Consider the following 18,186-nt stretch of genomic DNA (forward strand, 5'->3'; position numbering starts at 1 on the left):
TCCCCGACGACGTCCACCCCCTGACGACCTGGAGCCTGGAGCCGCACATGCCGAACCCGTCCGGAATCTCACGCCGCACTCTGCTCGCCCTCTCGACCGCCACCGCACTGGCGATCTCCCTCCCGGCCTCCGCGACGGCCGCGACCGCCGCCGGGGCCGACGAATTCGACGTGCTCCGGCTGCGCTGGGCCGACATCACGCTCGGCGCCGGCTTCGACGCGACCGCCGAACCCTTCGCCTCCCGCCTCGCCGAGACCGGCACGCTCGCCCGCGGATTCCGGGACACGATGAGCCCGGCCGCCGACTCGTTGTGGCCCGGCACCACCTTCGACCCACCGTCCGGCATCACCCAGAGCTACAGCCGGCTGTGGACGATGACCCAGGCGTACGCCCAGGACGGCACCGGATCGACCGGCGACGCGGCCCTCCTCGCCGACATCCTCCGCGGCTACGACCACCTCGCCGCGCACGCCTACCACGCCTCCGTCACCCCGTACGGCAACTGGTGGGAGTGGCAGATCGGCAGCCCGCGCCTCCTCATGGACATCACGTCCGCCCTGTACGGGCAGCTGGGCACGGCCCGCGTCGAGGCCGCCTGCGCCGCCGTCGACCACTTCATCCCCGACTCGGTGCTCCACGACTACAGCGGCACCTCCACCGGCGCCAACCGCGTCGACCTCTGCCGCTCCGTCGCCCTGCGCGGCGTCCTGGGCCGTGCGCCCGCGAAGATCGCCCTGGCCAGGGACGCGCTGTCCCCCGTCTTCCCGTACGTCACCGGGGGAGACGGCCTGTACGCGGACGGGTCCTTCATCCAGCACACCACCATCGCCTACTCCGGCACCTACGGGCAGGTCATGCTCGACGGCCTCGGCCGCCTCTTCGCGCTGCTCGCCGGATCCACCTGGGCCGTCACCGACCCCGGCCGGCAGATCATCCTGGACAGCGTCGAGCGCGCCTACGCGCCGCTGATCTACAACGGTCTGGTCATGGACAGCGTCAACGGCCGTGCCATCAGCCGCGGTTACCTGAAGAACGACGACCTGAAGGTGATGCGCGGCGACCACTTCCACGGGCAGGGCATCATCGCCGGGATCGCCCTCCTCGCCGCGGGCGCCTCGGCGGCCGAGCGCGACCGGTGGCACGGCATGGTCAAGGGCTGGATCGCCCGTGACCGGACCAGCCCCATCCTCACCGCCCGCCAGTTCGGCATCGCGGACCTCGCCCGGCTGCACGCCGTCCAGGCCACCGCCGTGCCGGCTGCGCCCGAGCGGGTGGGCCACCACCTCTTCGCCGGCATGGCCCGCGCCGTGCACCGGCGCCCGGACTGGGCCGCGGGCATCTCCATGGCCTCGGAGCGGATCTCGTACTACGAGTGCGGCAACGGCGAGAATCCGCGCGGCTGGCACACCGGCGCCGGAATGCTCTACTGGTGGCCGGGCGAGAAGGAGAACGACCAGTACACCGACTGGTTCTGGCCCACCGTCGACCCCTACCGGCTGCCCGGAACGACCGTGTCCACCAAGCGGCTCGCCGACCGGGCGGGCGGCGAATGGGGTGCGTCCAAGCCCGCGGTGAAATGGGTCGGCGGCGCCACGGACGGCGAATTCGGTGCGGTGGGCCAGCACCTCAAGGGCCTCGGGTCGACCCTGGGCGCCCGCAAGTCGTGGTTCTGCGTCGCCGACACGGTCATCTGCCTCGGCTCCGGCATCACCAGCACCGACCAGGTCCCGGTCGAGACGATCGTCGACAACCGCATGCTCGGTGAGGGCGGCACGGACCCGTTCACCGTCGACGACCGTACCGCCCCCCGCTGGGCCCACCTGGAGGGCCACGGCGGCTGGGTCTTCCCCGGCGGAGCCGACCTGCGCACCCTGCGCGAGGACCGCACCGGCGCCTGGTCCGACATCAACACCACCAGCTCCACCGAGCGCCGGACCCGCCGCTACCAGACCCTCTGGCTCGACCACGGCACCGACCCGGTCGACGCCGGCTACGTCTACCTGCTGATGCCCGGCGCCTCCCGCCGCACCGTCACCGCCCGCGCCGCCGACCGGCAGTGGCTGACCGTGCTCGCCAACACCGGCGCCGCGCAGGCGGTCGCCGTCCGCTCGCTGGGGGTGACCGCCGCCAACTTCTGGCAGCCGGGCGCGGCCGGTCCGCTCTCCGCCACGGCCGCGGCGAGCGTGCTCGTACGGGAGGGGCGGCGTACGAGCACGGTGTGCGTCAGCGGCCCCGACCGGACGGGTGCGCCGGTGGACGTCGTCTGGGAGCGGCCGGTGCACACCGTCGTCTCGGCCGACCCGGGCATCGAGGTGCGCGCCACCGGGCGGCGCCTGGTGCTCAGGATCGAACCGGGGACGGAGGGACGCACCCTGCGGTGTGACGTCCGGTAGACACCGGGTGACCGGAGTATGTCCGGGGACTGGGAGCGGTGCCGGTTGCGCGCGTACCCTCATGTGCTATGGGGGAGTTGAAGGCGGACTGGCGGCTCCGGCTGCGTCGCGGCGAGCCGCACGGGCCGGTGTGCGGCGCCGGAGTGCTGCTCACCCAGGACCGGGCGCTGACCTGCGCCCATGTCGTCGGTGAGCCGGACGCCCGGATATGGGTGGAGTTCGCCGAGAACCCCGGCATCGCAGGGGTCGGGGCACGGGTCGCCGAGGACGGCTGGCTGCCCGGCCTCGGCGCGACCCGCGAGGACATCGCCGTACTCGCCCTGGACAGCCCGCGCCCGCAGGCCACCCCCGCGACGCTCGACCGGAGCCTGGAGCGCAACGGCGAGGTGTGGATCGGCGGGTACGCGCGGAGCTTCGCCGACGGCATGTGGCTGGGCGGCCGGATCAGCGGGGCGCACGGCGGGTGGATCCAGCTCGACGCCCGGCGCAACGAACAGGTGGTGCGGCCGGGGTTCAGCGGTGCCGCCGTGCAGGTGCGCGGTGACGGGGAGGGGCGGCCGGAGCGGGTCGTGGGCATGGTGGTCAGCTGGCGCGGCGACCTGGACCTGGGGGTGCCCCGCGAGAACGACCTGGCGTTCTCGTACATGGTCTCGATCGACCGTATCGCCGAACTCGTCCCGCTCGTCGCGGAGTTGAGCGGACCGGACGGCTGGGACCACGGCCTCGCCCGACGGCTGAGGGAGTGGTTCGCCGGCGGTGAGCAGCCCGCGGTGCGCTTCAGCGTCGTGCCGTGCGGCGGCGGCCGCGAGCGGACCCTGCGCCACCAGCTGTACCGCGCCCACCTCGTCTACCGGGGCGGCCGCACCACGCCCGAGGAGTTCGTCGACGAGCTGGTGGCGCGGCTGCGCCCGCCGCGCCACCAGCTCCGCGCCTACCGCGACTGGCTGCTGGACGGCGGCACCCCGCCGGACCGGACGGCGGGCCCGCTGCCCGGGGCCGCCGGGCCCACGCTCGCCGTGATCGGACTCGACGAGGACCGCCGGCCGCGCCAACTGGTCCCGTTACTCGCCCGGGTGCGGACGCTCGGCTTCCGGCTGCTGGTCGTCGTCAGGGACGCATCCGGCGACGGTGTGACCGAGGTGGCGCGGCACCTGCTCGTACCGGCCCTCGACGAACGCGCGACCGCGCTCCTCGGCCGCGTCGAATCCATCGAGCGGAACTGGGCCGTGCTGAACGGCATGGTGGAATCCGCCTCGCTGGCCCCGCTGCCCCGGGTCGCATCGGCCCGCCGCCACCGGCAGCTGGAGCGGCTGCGGGCGCTCGCCGACCCGAGGGAGCAACTCGCCTCCCTGCGCGTCCTGTTGCGCGAGCTGGAGGCGGACCTGGACCGGCACGCCGGAGCCGGCCGGGCGGACGTCCCGGGACCGCGCACCGACCGGGGACGGACGGAGCGCCGATGAGGACCGACTGCCCGCACCGCCGGTTCACCGGAGCCCCCTGCGGCGGCGCCGTGCAGTCCACCGGCTACTGCGACACCTGCGGCCGCTCCAGGAACGGCCCCGGACTCCCGCCGCTGCCCACCGCACCCGAGAAGTACGGCCCCGGCGGCCTGCTGGAACTGCCCCCGCTCGAACCGAGCGGCCCCGACCGGCGGCTGGACGCCGCCACCTCGCAGGCACACGTCCTGATGAGCTGCTCGGCCAAGTCCTGCGCCACCTACTTCATCGCCCCGTACACCGCCGCCCCGCCCCCGGACACCGGCCACTGCCCCAAGTGCGGCGCCCCGTACGCCTACCGGCCCGAACTCACCGAGGACGGGCCGCTGCTCCAGGACCAGTACCGCATCCGCGGCCCCATCGCCCACGGCGGCCAGGGCTGGGTCTACCTCGCCGAGGACACCCACCTGGAGGAGTACGTCGCCGTGAAGGGACTCCTCAACCGCTACGCGGAACGGGGCGCCGCCCAGGCCGACGAGGAGCGCCGCAGCCTCGTCGCCATCCGCCACGAACGCATCGTCCGCATCCGGGACTTCATCAGCACCCGCGGAGAGGACGGCACGGTCTCCGGCGGCTACATCGTGATGGACGACGTCGGCGACCGCACGCTCTCCGCGATCGTCGAATCGACCCGGCAGGGCACCTTCGTCCTCGACATCGAACACGTCGTCACCTACGGCTGCCAGATCCTCGAAGCCCTCGCCCATCTGCACGGCATGGGATTCCTGTACGGGGACATGAAGCCGTCCAACGTGGTCCACCGGCACGACGGCATCAAGGTCATCGACCTCGGCGGGGTGCGCAAGAGCGGGGCCACCGAACCGCCCCCCGTGATCACCCCCGGATTCGCGGCGCCCGAGACGGACAGCGGCAGACCGCTGACCGTCGCCCACGACATCCACACCGTCGGGGCGACCCTGGCCGAACTCGCGGGCTGGGCGGTCGGCGACGACGTGCCCGGCCTCGGCATCAGCTCCTTCCGGCTGGTGGTGGAGCGCGCCACGGCCCGCGACCCGGAACGGCGCTTCGGCACCGCCGAGGAGATGGCCGGCCAGCTCCGCGGCGTGCTGCGCGAGATCCGGGCGCTGCGCGGGAAACGGGACCAGCCCGAGCCCTCCGCCTACTTCACCCCGTCCACCGAACTGCTCGGCGCCCGGCTGGGCTCCGTACCCGACTACACGCACTGGCTGCGCCGCCCCCTCTACCGCCGCCACGAAACGCCCGACGCCCCGGCCCTGGACTCCGGGCTGCCCACCCCCACCGAGATCGCCCGGCGGCTGCCGGTGCCGAGGCCCTACCCGGGGGACCCGGCGGCCGCCCGGTTCCTGGTCAGCAGCTACGACCCCGGCCGGCCGCTGACCCAGCCCGCCGAGGGCGAGCGGTCGGTGGAGATCTGCCTGCACAACGCCCGGCTGCTGCTCGGCCAGGAGGACGCGGACGCACTGGCCGGGGCGCGCGAACAGGTGCAGGAGGCGAACGGCATCCCGGGGCCCGGCCCGGTGCGGCAGTGGCGGCTGCGCTGGCACCGGGGACTCGTCGCGCTGCGCAGCGCCGATGTGCTGGACGACCGGCGGCAGATGCTGGAGGCCGCCCTGGAGCATTTCGCGGCCGTCCACCGGGCGCTGCCCGGCGAGTACGCGGCGAAGCTGGCGCTCGCGTACGTCGCGGAACAGCTCGGCCCGGACCTCCCGGCCGGGACGGCCCCGTCGGCGTACGAACTATTCCGGGCCGTGCACGCCCGCAACCCCTCGCACGTCGGCGCCGCGCTGGGGCTGGCCAGGCTGGCCCTGGCGCGCGGCGACCGGGAAGCGGCGGCCGGCGTCCTGGACCGGGTGCCCGACGAGTCGCGGGACCACGCCGTCGCCCGCGTGGCCGCGCTGCGCATCCGCGCGGCGCGGCTCGCGACGGGGGAGCGGCCGCTGCCCGAGCCGCGGGCGATCGACGCCAGTCTCGCCGCGGTCCCGCTCCGCGAGGGCGGCCCGGACCCGGCGTCCGCGGTGTCGGGCGACGAAGCGGCACGGCTGCTGCGCACCGAGCTGTTCGAGTGGAAGCTCGACGTCGTCCGGGCCGCCGCCCCCGGCCCGCGGCGCGGCCGACGGCGGCAGGGGGTGCCCCCGCCGCCGGTCCCCGGGGAGCGGGCCGTACGCGAGGAGCTGGAGCAGTGCTACCGCTGGCTGGCCCGGCAGCGCCAGAAACCCGCGGAGTACGAGCGGCTGATCGACCTCTCGCACGCGGTCCGCCCGCAGACCCGCTTCTGACCCCGAACCCGACGCCGCACCCCTGGAGGCAGTTGAATGGGCCGCACCGCTCCCTCGCCCGGCCTCGAACCCGGTCTGCTCGTCGAGGTCCCCGAGAGGCACCCGCCGGGCCGCGACGTCCGGATCGAAGCCCATGTGCGGATCGAGGCGGTCGCCGTCGGCCCCCGGGACGCCATTCCCGCCGCCGAACTCGCCCTCGTCATCGCGGTGGACGTCGCCGCGTCGCGCCGTGCCGCGGCCGTCGCCGCGCTGGCCGAAGCGGTGGGCGCGCTGCCCGACGGGATCTCCTACACGGTGCTGGACGGCGAAGCCTCCCGGTGCTACCCCCTGCACGGCCGCTGGGCGGTCGCCGATACGGACGACCGGCGCCGTGCCGCGTTCAGCGTCGGCCGGATCGCCGCGGCCCCCGCCGTGCGCCGTCCCGCCGGATACGCCCGCTGGCTGGCCGGGGCGCGCGAACTGTTCGCCGACAGCGCGCTCCCCGTACGGCATCTGGTGCTGATCACCGACGGGAGCGGTCGCGGCGAGGACGGCGACGCCTACCGCGAGGACAGCGCGCTGCGCACCGAACTCACCCGCTGCGGCGGAGAGTTCACCGCGGACGTGCTGGCCGTGGGCGAGTCCTGGGACCCGGCTCCGCTGATCGCCGTCGCCGAGCGGCTGCACGGCGACGCCGCGTACGCGCCCGACGCGTTCGCCCCGGCCATTGCCGCGGCCGTCGGGCGACTGCGCCGGATCCGCAGCCCCGCGCTTGCCCTCACGGTCACGGTACGTCCGGCGGTCCGCCAGGTGACCCTCACCGAGACCGCCCCCCGCCAGCAGCGGCTCGACCCGGCCGGCGACGGGGACGATCCGCGCCGACTGGAGTTCCTCACCCGCCAGTGGAAGCCGGAGACCCGCGACTACCTGCTCTCCCTCCGGGTGGACGCGGGCAACGATCCCCTCGGGGTGCCGCTCCAGCTCGCGACCGTCACCGTCGGCGACCTCACCGAACCGGTCGTGATCCGCTGGCTGCCCGCGGGAGCCGCCGCGGCCACGGCGGACCACTCCGGCGGCGCGGACCGGAGCGTCCACGCCATGAACGCCTCCACCGAGATACGGACCGCCCTCAGGCGCGCGTACGACGCCCTCGACCGGGAGCGGCACGGGGAGGCCGAGAAGCAGTTCGGACGCGCGGTGCGGCTGGCCGCCGGGATCGGCGCCACCTGGGTCCCGGCCGAGGTCCGCAACGTCGCCGAGATCGTCGACGAGCGGGAGGGGCGGGTCAGGATCGGGCCGACCGTCGACCGGGGCACCGTCCGCCGGGGGCGGCTGAGCATCGCCTCCGCCCACCGGGTGGAGCCGCCCGAGGGCCCGGCCGGGCCGACGGCCCGCTGCCCGGGGTGCGAGCACCCGGCCGGCCACGCCGCCCGGTTCTGCATCGCCTGCGGGAGGCGGCTGTGATGCCCGGACCGGCCCGGTGGACCGGGGCGCAGCGGCCCCGCCGGTCCGGCGGCTCACGGACCCGGCGGCTCCTGGAACGGCATCTGACCGCCCTGCTCGCGGCCGCCCTGCTCTCGGCGAGCGTCCTGCTCGTCTCGTACCGCGAAGTGCAGATCTCGGCGGGCGAGATGCGCACCCGCGGCGCGCCCGCCGTACAGGGGGTGGCCGCCACCCAGCTCGCCCTGCTGCGCGCCCACCGGGAGGCCCAGCACTCCGTCGACCAGGACATCGACAACGTGGTCGGGGCCGGTGCGCGCTACGAGAACCAGCTCTCCGCCGCCGCCCAGGGCCTCTCCCGGCTCAACGACGTACAGATCGACGGGGACCGCGGCCGCGGGGTGCTGGAAACCGTCAACGGCCTGCTGACCTCGTACAGCAGCTCCATCACCCCCGGCGCGGTCAAGTACGTGTCGGACGACCGGATGCAGCGCGAGAAATTCGCCGAGGCCAGGACGATCCTCAGCCGCGACGGCACCGGTGTGGTGCCCCGCCTCGACGTCCTCCAGAGGCACCAGATGGAGCGGATCGACAACGTCAGCTCCCTCGGCGCCCTCCAGCGGACCGGCTGGGCGATCGCCGAACTCGCCCTGCTGGTGATGGCCCTGACCACTCTGTCCGCGCTGCGGGTACTGCGCCGCCGCTGCGGGCGCAGTTTCGATCCCTGGCTGCTGATCACGCTGCTGGCCACGGTGGCGCTGGCGGTGTTCCCGCTGTGGGCGACCGCGAACACCCAGCACCGGCTGAACACGGCCCACACCGGGCTCGTCGAGATCGAACAGCGGGCCCAGGGCCCGCACGACCTGGCCGGGTCCCAGCAGTACGTCACCGACGAGTCGACGGACGTGCGCGCCCATCTGGCCGCCCAGGGCTGGCAGAGCTGGACCTACTACGGGGCGCTGGGCGGTGGCGCGCTGATCGTCCTGCTGCCCGCCGTCGGTATCGGAAGGCGCCTCAACGCCGACTACTGGAGGGCCGGATGATCCCGCGCGCCCGCGCCGTCCTGCTCCTGGTGGCCCTGGTCCTGACCGCGGCGGGCTGCGGGCTCGCCGCCCCGGGCGGCAGCGACGAAGAACCGAAGGTGACGATCCTCGGCCCCTGGACCGACAACCAGGAGAAGCAGTTCAAGGACGTCCTGAACGGGCTCGGCATCCCCTACACCTACCAGGGCACCGCCGCCACCCGGGAAGTCCTGCTCGCCGAGGTGCAGGCGGGCAATCCGCCCGACATCGCGATCCTGCCGGGCGTCGGGGAACTCGTCGAGTACGCCGCCGAGAACCGGCTGCGCTCCCTGCGCGGGCTGTACGAGCCGAAGGAGTACGGCAAGCCCTGGCAGCCCGAGGCGCAGGGCATCGCCGACGATCTGTGGGTGCCGCTCAAGGCCGACCTCAAGAGCATCGTCTGGTACCGCAAGGACCGGCCCCCGCCCTCCTCCCCCGCCCCGCTCACCTCCTGGTGCATCGGCATGGGCGACGACGGGGCCTCCGGCTGGCCGGGCAGCGACTGGATCGAGGACCTGATCCTCCAGACCGCGGGGCCGGTGCTGTACGAGCAGTGGGCGACCGGGCGCATCGCATGGACGGACGGTCCGGTGATCAACGCCTGGACCAGGTGGGCCGGGCTGCTGGCCCAGGACCCGGCGGCCGCCGACCGCGCCCTGCTCTCCGACCACCGGGGCCGGCCCGGCGGCCACGGGCTGCTCTTCGGCGGCGGCTGCGATCTGGAACACCAGGGCTCGTTCGCCCGTTCGTTCTACGGGGACCTGAAGGAGCGGGCCGCCTTCACGGACTCCGCGCGGCTGCTGCCCGGCGGCCCCTCGGTGAAGGGCCGCGAGGTGTCCGCCGACTTCGCCGCGCTGTTCGGCCGGTCCGCGCAGGCCCGCGGTCTGCTCGGGCGGCTCACCTCCCGCAAGGCCCAGGAGGAGTGGGGCCGCAAGGCCGGGGTATTCTCGCCGAACTCCGCCGTGCACGCCAAGAGCGGAGCGGTCGAGAAGCGGATCAGCGGCCGGCTCACCGACCAGCGGGTTCCGCTCTGCCTGGACGCCTCCGACGTCATGCCGGCCGCCGTGCGGGACGCGTTCTACGAGGCGGTGCTGCTGACCATCGCTCACCCCGGTGACCCGGTGCGAGAGCGTCTGGAGGCCATCCAGAAGGTGCAGGACGCCCAACCGGAGGACACTCCGAGACTGACACGAGTGTGCAGCAGACCACAGTGAGTCTTTGTCGGACCCGCACAAAGACGGACCCACGGGGGCTGGTACTTCGACTGCATGGAGCCGAACTTCTGTCAGGCTCCACCAGGAAACGGGTCAGGAGACTGTACGGAGTCGACGGCAGGATTTACTTGCCGGGCTTCGTAGGGTCGGTACATGACCGTTGTGGACGAAACCCCGGGCGAGCCGAGTGACACCCGTGGCCGTGTGGCCGAACTGCTGGCACTGCGCGAGCAGGCCCGCCGCGGACCGAGTGACCGGGCGACCGAGGCGCAGCACGCCAAGGGCAAGCTGACGGCGCGTGAGCGCATCGAGCTTCTGGTCGATCCGGGGTCGTTCAAGGAGGTCGAGCAGCTGCGCCGGCACCGGGCGACCGGATTCGGCCTGGAGGCGAAGAAGCCGTACACCGACGGTGTCATCACCGGCTGGGGCACGGTCGACGGCCGTACGGTCTTCCTCTACGCACACGACTTCCGGATCTTCGGCGGCGCCCTGGGCGAGGCCCACGCCACCAAGATCCACAAGATCATGGACATGGCCATCTCGGCCGGTGCCCCGCTGGTCTCGCTGAACGACGGCGCGGGCGCCCGCATCCAGGAGGGTGTCAGCGCGCTCGCCGGATACGGCGGCATCTTCCAGCGCAACACCCGGGCTTCCGGTGTCATCCCGCAGATCAGCGTGATGCTCGGCCCGTGCGCGGGCGGCGCGGCCTACTCCCCGGCGCTCACCGACTTCGTGTTCATGGTCCGCGACACCTCCCAGATGTTCATCACCGGGCCGGACGTCGTGAAGGCGGTCACCGGTGAGGAGATCACCCAGAACGGCCTCGGCGGCGCCGATGTGCACGCCGAGACCTCGGGCGTCGCGCACTTCGCGTACGACGACGAGGAGACCTGCATCGCCGAGGTCCGCTACCTGATCGGGATGCTGCCGTCCAACAACCGGGAGAACCCGCCCACCGTGGCGAGCGACGACCCGGCCGACCGGCGCGGCGACGTCCTGCTGGACCTGGTGCCGGCCGACGGCAACCGCCCGTACGACATGCACAAGGTCATCGAGGAGCTCGTCGACGACGGCGACTACCTGGAGATCCACGAGCGCTGGGCCCGCAACATCATCTGCGCCCTGGCCCGGATGGACGGCCAGGTCGTCGGCATCGTCGCCAACCAGCCGCAGTCCCTCGCCGGTGTCCTGGACATCGAGGCGTCGGAGAAGGCGGCCCGGTTCGTCCAGATGTGTGATGCATTCAACATCCCCATCATCACTCTTTTGGACGTACCCGGCTTTCTGCCCGGGGTCGACCAGGAGCACGGTGGAATCATCAGGCACGGTGCGAAGCTGCTCTACGCGTACTGCAACGCCACCGTGCCGAGGATCTCGTTGATCCTGCGCAAGGCGTACGGCGGTGCGTACATCGTGATGGACAGCCAGTCCATCGGTGCGGATCTGACGTACGCCTGGCCGACCAACGAGATCGCGGTGATGGGCGCCGAAGGCGCCGCGAACGTCATCTTCCGTCGACAGATCGCCGACGCCGAGGACCCGGAGGCCATGCGGACCCGCATGGTCAAGGAGTACAAGGCCGAACTGATGCACCCGTACTACGCCGCGGAGCGCGGCCTGGTCGACGACGTCATCGACCCCGCCGAGACCCGCGAGGTGCTGATCGCCTCGCTCGCCATGCTCCGCTCCAAGCACGCCGACCTGCCGTCCCGCAAGCACGGCAACCCCCCGCAGTAGTCCGCGGCTCTCCCAGCGCCCCTGCCGGACCCGCGAAGACCTGCCGAGAAGACGGAGAAACCACCCATGAGCACTGCCACCGAGTCCGTGCTGCGTGTCGAGAAGGGTCTTGCCGACCCCGAGGAGCTGGCCGCGATAACCGCGGTCCTGCTCGCCCGCGCAGCCGCACAGCCCGCCGCGACCCCCGCCCACCGCGGCCGCAGCACCGCAGGCTGGCGCCGCCTGGAACGCACCCCGGGCTTCCGCGCCCCGCACTCCTGGCAGGGCTGACAGACACCCGCAGCGCGTGAGGCCCCGCACTCCTCCTGGAGTGCGGGGCCTCACGCGCTGCGCGGCCCGGAGGCCTCGCAGCACCTCTAACGCAGCCGTGCCATCAGCGCGTGCTCCACGAGGGTGATCAGCGCGCTCTTGGCGTCCGCCCGGTGCCGGGCGTCCGTGGTGAGAATCGGGGTGTCGGGGCCGATCTGGAGGGCTTCGCGGACTTCGTCGGGGGTGTAGGGCTGGTGTCCGTCGAAGCCGTTGAGGGCGATGACGAAGGGGAGGCCGCTGTTCTCGAAGTAGTCGACGGCGGGGAAGCAGTCGGCGAGGCGGCGGGTGTCGACGAGGACGACGGCGCCGATGGCGCCGCGGACCAGGTCGTCCCACATGAACCAGAAGCGGTCCTGTCCGGGCGTACCGAAGAGGTACAGGATCAGGTCCTGGTCCAGGGTGATGCGACCGAAGTCCATCGCCACCGTCGTGGTGGTCTTGTCCCCGGTGTGCGTCAGGTCGTCGATGCCCGCGGACGCGGACGTCATCACGGCTTCGGTGCGCAGCGGATTGATCTCCGAAACGGCACCGACGAACGTGGTCTTACCCACGCCGAAGCCCCCTGCCACCACGATCTTCGCCGAGGTAGTGGAGCGGGCCGCTCCGCCGCTAGAGCTTGCGAAGTCCACTGAGCACCCTTTCGAGCAGTGTCACATCTGGCTGGCCGCTGGCGGACTCGTCGCCGCCGGGCTGATGGATAGCGACGAGTCCGGCCTCTGCCAGGTCGGCTACGAGGATCCGGGCAACGCCGAGCGGGATCGAGAGCAGTGCCGAAATCTCGGCGACCGACTTGATCTCGAAGCACAGCCGGCAGATCCGCTGGTGCTCGGGCAACTGCCCTTGCAACCGGGACGGATCGGCCGTGGTACTGACCAACGCCTCAATGGCGAGTTGGTAGCGCGGTCGCGTCCGGCCGCCGGTCATGGCGTACGGACGGACCAGCGGATTGTGCGCGGCCGGCTCGACCGGCTCGGGGGCCTGCCGCGGCTGCACGGGCTGGATGCGGGGCGACTGGGGCGGTTCGTAGCGGTGCGGCCGCTGCGGAGGCCACCCGGAGCCCTGCTGGGCGCCCTGCGGCTGCTGCGGCTGGTGATACGGCCGCTGCGGCTGCTGATAGGGCTGGTAGGGCTGCTGCGCGCCCTGCCCGCTTGGTGCCGAGGGGAAGTTGAACCGGTTGTCCCCGTGCTCACCCGGTACGTTCTGGCCACCGTTGTGCCGGTGTCCGTCTGGGGGTGTTGTCACGATTCCTCCTCCGCCTGCCGGTCCCGATCCCAGTGGGTCCGCGCCACCGCACTTTAAGGCGCGGTGGCGCGAAACGCACTGTCTGTCTACTAGTTAAGAAGACTTCCCTGAAGTTCGGCGCGGAGGTCCGGGGTGAGGACGCCGCCCGCGCGGTCGACAAGAAGGGCCATTTCGTACCCGACCAGACCGATGTCGGCGTCCGGGTGGGCGAGCACGGCCAGCGAGGATCCGTCGGAGATGGACATGATGAAGAGGAATCCGCGTTCCATCTCCACCACGGTCTGGTTCACGGCGCCGCCCTCGAAGATCCGGGAGGCGCCTGCGGTCAGCGAGGTCAGACCGGAGGCGACGGCCGCCAGCTGGTCGGCTCGGTCACGCGGAAATCCTTCGGACATGGCCAGCAGGAGTCCGTCGGCGGAGACCACCACCGTGTGCGACACCCCGGGGGTGTTGTCCACGAAGTTGGTGATCAACCAGTTCAGATTCTGCGCCGCCTGGCTCATCGGGCTCACACTAACGCTCCTGGTTGTAGGTATTACTTGTGTCCGAACCCGCGTTACGTCCCCGCAGTACGCCGCGCCGCAGGTTGCTCAACCTGCCGCGGACGTCCTCGGGGGCGCGGGAGACCTGAGGGCCGCCCTGCAGCGTCTGCTCCGCCGTACCCTCGACCAGATTGGCCTTGGGCACCCGCCGGGGAAGCCCGGACGGGGTGACCCCGCCCGCCTTCGGCTCCCGGAGCTTCTCGGCCCGCTCCCAGCGCTCGTCGTTCGTCGAACGCCAGTCGTCGGAGCCGTTCCCGTCCTGTCGCGCCGACGGCTGCCGCTGCGGCAGTTCCTCCTGCTGCTGCGGCTGCTGTCGCGCGGCTGCGGGCCCGTTGTTCCCGCGACCGGTGGGCTGCCAGTGCTGCTGACCGCCCCGGCGCGGCAGACCGGCTTCGGTCAGCTCGTGGCCGGAGTTCGGGGTGGGCCCCGGACGGTCGAAGCCTACGCGTTCCTGCGGCTCGGCGGGGGTGCTCGGAGCAGATTCCGCTTCGATCTGCGCCGACGGCTCGTACGCTTCCTGGTACGTGCCCTGATTTGCCCACTCGTCCTGGTGGGGCTGGGGGGTGAACTGCTCCTCGTACGACGGCTGCGCGTTCTCGCCAGCCGCATATGCCGCCTCCGCATAGCCATTCTGCGGGGTGTGGCCGGACGGCTCGGCGAAGCCCGCGCCACCACCGTAGGGGGCGTAGTCGCCCTCGTACGGAGCCTGTTCGTACTGCTCCTGCCGCGGCTCCTGGGCGTACCCGTTCCCGGCGTACGGGCTGTCGGCCGCCTGGTCCCCGGCGTACGGATCCGGCGCGAACCGGGGGTGCTCACCCGTCGTCTGCGCCTCCAGCGTGGCCCGGCGCTCCCCGCGCATCAGCGACCGGCCCACCGGGTCCAGCTGCGCGGCGTCCGCCGACGGCTGCTCGTAGCGCGAGTCGTCGAAGCCGAGCTCCGCCGCCGTGCGCAACTGCGGCTGGGGCGCCGGTTGTTCGAAGCTCTGCTGCTGCGGAATGATCGAGGAGACGGTGAAGTCGTCCTGCGCGGAGGCCGGTTCGCCGCCGCCACCGTGGGTGATGGCGTCCGGCAGCATGACCAGCGAGGTGGTGCCGGCCTGCTCGCCCGAGGGCCGCAGCTGGACCCGGATGCCGTGCCGGTCGGCGAGGCGGCCGACGACGAAGAGACCCATCCGCTGCGACACCGCGGCGTCCACGGTCGGCGGGTTGGCCAGCCTGTGGTTGATGTCGGCGAAGTCCTCCGCGGTGAGACCGATGCCCTTGTCGTGGATCTCGATCATCACGCGGCTGTCGGGCAGCCGGGTCGCCGTGACCCGCACCCTGGTCTGCGGCGAGGAGAACGTGGTGGCGTTCTCCAGCAGCTCGGCCAGCAGATGCACGAGGTCGGTGACGGACTGGCCGTGGATCTCGGTCTCCGGCACCCCGGACAGTTCGATGCGCTCGTACGACTCCACCTCGGAGGCGGCGGCCCGCAACACGTCGACCAGCGGTACCGGCTGGTTCCAGCGGCTGCCCGGCTCCTCGCCGGCCAGCACGAGGAGGTTCTCGCCATTGCGCCGCATACGGGTGGCCAGATGATCCAGCCGGAAAAGGCTCTCCAGCTGGTCCGGGTCGGCCTCGTTGTTCTCCAGGGCGGTGATGAGGCTCAGCTGGCCCTCGATCAGCGACTGGTTGCGACGCGACAGATTGGTGAAGATGGCGTTGACGTTGCCCCGCAGCATGGCCTGCTCGGCCGCCAGCCGCACCGCCTCGCGATGGACCTGGTCGAAGGCGCGGGCGACCTCGCCGATCTCGTCGCGGCTGTCGATCGGGATCGGCTGGACGCGGGTGTCGATCCGGCCCGGATCGGTCCGGGAGAGCTGGTCGACCAGCATCGGCAGCTGCTGCTCGGCGATCCCGAAAGCGGCGGTGCGCAGATGGCGCATCGAGCGGCTCATCTGCCGGGCCATCAGCCCGGCCAGGACGAAGGCGGCCAGCAGGGCCACGATCACGACGGCGGCGTTGACGAAGGCGTCTTTCCTGGCGCCGGACGAGATGTCCGCGGCCTCGGTCACGGCCTTGTCGACGAGTTCGTTCTCGACCGTGGTGTAGCCGTCGAACTTGGCGGTGGCGGCGGCCATCCAGCTCTCGGGCGTGATGCCCTTGGCGGCCAGCTTCCGGGGGGACTGTCCCTGCCCGATCTGCTGGGCCATGCCGTCGAAGACCGAGCCGTCGACACTGGGCGGCGCGACGAACGGGACCCCCGCGGCGTCGGCCTGCTCCCTGGCCTTCTTCAGCTTCTTCGTGCCCTCGGCCGACTTCGCGGCCATGACCTGCCTCAGCCGGGCCGCGTCGGCCTCCGTACCGCCGGAGAGGAACTCGCCGAGCGCGATCTGCTCCAGGTAGTTGTACGAGCCGAAGGCCTTGACCTGGGCGTCGAACTTGGCGTTCTCCTGGCTCGGACGCACCAGCAGGTGCATGCCGATGGAGCGCTGAAGCGATTCTGCAGCCTTGGCGAGCTCGATTGCGTAGACCGTACGGCCGTAGCTGGTGATGTTGCCGGTGCCCAGACCCAGCTCGTTGCAGAACTCCATCAGGGAGTGCTGCACCTGGACATAGCCCTCTTCCGTCTTCACCGGGTCCATGGCCTCGGCGTAGGCGGCCTTGCGCAGCTCGGGCAGTCTGGGCTCCTCCAGCCGGAACAGCTGAAGACGCCGTTCCAGGCCCTGCTTGCGCGGCAGGTCCTTCACGGCCTTGTCGAACTCGGCCGCGGCGGCGTCGGTGGTGGCCCGGACCCGGTCGACGGCGGCGGCGTCCCGCTTGTTCGACAGCAGGGGCTGAGCGGTGAGGTCGCGCTCATCGAGGAGCGCCTGGCCGTACGCGGAGGCCGCGCGCACGATCAGCGCGGTCTTCTCGGCGTCCTGCGCCTCCCGCCAGGTGTCGATCGACCCCTTCACCTGGAAGCCGCCCATCACCAGGCCGACCAGTACCGGGATCAGGAGGATCGCGTTCAGCCGGGTGGGCACCCGCCAGTTGCGCGGGGCCAGTCGACTGGTGCTGCCTCCGGACTTCGCCGCTTCGGACACGGCGGCAGGAGACGCCGCGGCGCGCGGCGGCGGGGTGAAGTTGCCCCGCTCCGACCGCGCCGCGGAGCCCTCGTTGCTTCGCCTCACTCGACCAACAACCTCTCGGCGTCGGCACCTACGCTGTGCCGTGTTTCGTTCAGGGCCGTACTACTCCGGAGTTCATCGAATTCCAGCACGGGGACCGGTCGCGTTCCAAACAGTCGGAACCAGCCATTCCGAGTGGTCCAGGCCTCAGATAAAACGGGCATAAAGAACGAGCCCCGTCAAAAGGCGGGGCTCACGTGAGCACAGCGGCACCGATTGAACGCATCGGGTGCTGAACGCAGGGCAATTCTCTGTCGAAACGTTATGAATACGGGGGCGGATCGTGTCAAAGGACACAGCCCGCCCCCGTTTGGTTACGGCAACTGCCGTATGTCAATACAGACTTGTGCTTACTTCAGCCGTGCCATCAGCGCGTGCTCCACGAGCGTGATGAGGCCGCTCTTGGCGTCCGCCCGGTGCCGGGCGTCCGTCGTGATGATCGGGGTGTCGGGGCCGATCTGGAGGGCTTCGCGGACTTCGTCGGGGGTGTAGGGCTGGTGTCCGTCGAAGCCGTTGAGGGCGATGACGAAGGGGAGGCCGCTGTTCTCGAAGTAGTCGACGGCGGGGAAGCAGTCGGCGAGGCGGCGGGTGTCGACGAGGACGACGGCGCCGATGGCGCCGCGGACCAGGTCGTCCCACATGAACCAGAAGCGGTCCTGTCCGGGCGTACCGAAGAGGTACAGGATCAGGTCCTGGTCCAGGGTGATGCGACCGAAGTCCATCGCGACGGTGGTCGTCGTCTTGCCGCCGGTGTGCGTCAGGTCGTCGATGCCCGCGGACGCGGACGTCATCACGGCTTCCGTACGCAACGGGTTGATCTCCGAGACGGCACCGACGAACGTGGTCTTGCCCACGCCGAAGCCCCCTGCCACCACGATCTTCGCCGAGGTGGTGGCCCGGGCAGCACCGCCACTAGAGCTTGCGAAGTCCACTGAGCACCCTTTCGAGCAGTGTCACATCCGGCGCGCCGCCGGCCTCTCCATTGCCCGGCTGGTGGATGGCCACCATGCCGGCTTCCGCCAGGTCCGCGACGAGAATCCGGGCCACACCGAGCGGCATCGACAGCAGCGCCGAGACCTCGGCCACCGACTTGACCTCACGGCAGAGGTGGCAGATCCGCTGGTGCTCGGGGAGCAGCGTCCCCAGATGCGCCGGGTCGGCCGTGGTCGAGACCAGCGCCTCTATCGCGAGCTGGTAGCGGGGCCGGGTCCGGCCGCCGGTCATGGCATACGGACGGACCAGCGGCTGGTCGCCTTCACCGTCGTACGACGCGTGGTGCAGTGCGCCGTACGGATCGGGTGAGGCGGGTGGCGGGGTCATGAATCCTCCGGGCGTGACAGCAGGGTGTCGGCTTGCCGTCTGAACGG

Annotated in this window: 14 protein-coding genes; 8 read left to right on the forward strand and 6 right to left on the reverse strand. The window is 71.8% G+C overall.

The features are described from left to right. The first annotated feature begins 47 nt into the window (after positions 1-47). The 8 genes from ACIOMQ_RS30595 (at position 48) to ACIOMQ_RS30630 (ending at position 11,848) form a co-directional block, all read left to right on the forward strand. Positions 48-2,393 (forward strand): polysaccharide lyase 8 family protein, encoded by a 2,346-nt coding sequence (locus ACIOMQ_RS30595; RefSeq protein ID WP_401942170.1) that lies wholly within the window; start codon positions 48-50, stop codon positions 2,391-2,393. A 68-nt stretch (positions 2,394-2,461) separates the two neighbouring features. Then, positions 2,462-3,853, forward strand: coding sequence for a serine protease (locus ACIOMQ_RS30600; protein ID WP_402191207.1), 1,392 nt, complete (start codon positions 2,462-2,464; stop codon positions 3,851-3,853). Continuing rightward, on the forward strand, positions 3,850-6,147 hold the full coding sequence (locus ACIOMQ_RS30605) for a tetratricopeptide repeat protein (RefSeq protein ID WP_362203957.1): 2,298 nt from the start codon (positions 3,850-3,852) through the stop codon (positions 6,145-6,147). Before ACIOMQ_RS30600 ends, ACIOMQ_RS30605 begins: the two co-directional genes overlap by 4 nt. 36 nt (positions 6,148-6,183) lie before the next feature. After that, positions 6,184-7,590 carry a hypothetical protein gene (locus ACIOMQ_RS30610; protein ID WP_402191209.1) on the forward strand — a complete coding sequence of 469 codons (1,407 nt, stop codon included), beginning with the start codon at positions 6,184-6,186 and terminating at the stop codon, positions 7,588-7,590. Further along, a complete protein-coding gene (locus ACIOMQ_RS30615) occupies positions 7,590-8,609 on the forward strand; it encodes a hypothetical protein (protein WP_402191212.1) in 1,020 nt (339 codons plus the stop codon). Before ACIOMQ_RS30610 ends, ACIOMQ_RS30615 begins: the two co-directional genes overlap by 1 nt. Then, the gene (locus ACIOMQ_RS30620) at positions 8,606-9,841 is read left to right on the forward strand and encodes a carbohydrate ABC transporter substrate-binding protein (protein ID WP_362203966.1); all 1,236 of its coding nucleotides are present in this window, start codon (positions 8,606-8,608) and stop codon (positions 9,839-9,841) included. Before ACIOMQ_RS30615 ends, ACIOMQ_RS30620 begins: the two co-directional genes overlap by 4 nt. Before the next feature lie 153 nt (positions 9,842-9,994). Next, the gene (locus ACIOMQ_RS30625; protein WP_362203969.1) at positions 9,995-11,578 is read left to right on the forward strand and encodes an acyl-CoA carboxylase subunit beta; all 1,584 of its coding nucleotides are present in this window, start codon (positions 9,995-9,997) and stop codon (positions 11,576-11,578) included. 66 nt (positions 11,579-11,644) lie between these two features. After that, positions 11,645-11,848: an acyl-CoA carboxylase subunit epsilon gene (locus ACIOMQ_RS30630; RefSeq protein ID WP_362203972.1), complete on the forward strand. Its 204-nt coding sequence runs from the start codon at positions 11,645-11,647 to the stop codon at positions 11,846-11,848. Between the two features lie 86 nt (positions 11,849-11,934). On the opposite strand, the gene ACIOMQ_RS30635 is transcribed toward ACIOMQ_RS30630, so the two are convergent. From ACIOMQ_RS30635 to ACIOMQ_RS30660, 6 genes are all read right to left on the reverse strand, one after another. Continuing rightward, positions 11,935-12,516, reverse strand: coding sequence for an ATP/GTP-binding protein (locus ACIOMQ_RS30635; protein ID WP_014048542.1), 582 nt, complete (start codon positions 12,514-12,516; stop codon positions 11,935-11,937). Beyond that, a complete protein-coding gene (locus ACIOMQ_RS30640) occupies positions 12,497-13,129 on the reverse strand; it encodes a DUF742 domain-containing protein (RefSeq protein WP_401271698.1) in 633 nt (210 codons plus the stop codon). Before ACIOMQ_RS30640 ends, ACIOMQ_RS30635 begins: the two co-directional genes overlap by 20 nt. Before the next feature lie 89 nt (positions 13,130-13,218). Next, complete coding sequence (locus ACIOMQ_RS30645; protein ID WP_073771622.1) at positions 13,219-13,632, reverse strand: roadblock/LC7 domain-containing protein; 414 nt, start codon at positions 13,630-13,632, stop codon at positions 13,219-13,221. A gap of 10 nt (positions 13,633-13,642) precedes the next feature. Continuing rightward, positions 13,643-16,822 (reverse strand): nitrate- and nitrite sensing domain-containing protein, encoded by a 3,180-nt coding sequence (locus tag ACIOMQ_RS30650; protein ID WP_402191214.1) that lies wholly within the window; start codon positions 16,820-16,822, stop codon positions 13,643-13,645. 347 nt (positions 16,823-17,169) lie between these two features. After that, entirely contained in the window at positions 17,170-17,751 is a 582-nt protein-coding gene (locus tag ACIOMQ_RS30655; RefSeq protein ID WP_072487286.1) for an ATP/GTP-binding protein, read from the reverse strand. Next, positions 17,732-18,139 carry a DUF742 domain-containing protein gene (locus ACIOMQ_RS30660; RefSeq protein ID WP_003966010.1) on the reverse strand — a complete coding sequence of 136 codons (408 nt, stop codon included), beginning with the start codon at positions 18,137-18,139 and terminating at the stop codon, positions 17,732-17,734. The genes ACIOMQ_RS30655 and ACIOMQ_RS30660 overlap by 20 nt, the downstream gene beginning before the upstream one ends. Positions 18,140-18,186: the final 47 nt, after the last annotated feature.

Source organism: Streptomyces sp. NPDC087845, from assembly GCF_044742755.1.
Taxonomy (GTDB): Bacteria; Actinomycetota; Actinomycetes; order Streptomycetales; family Streptomycetaceae; genus Streptomyces.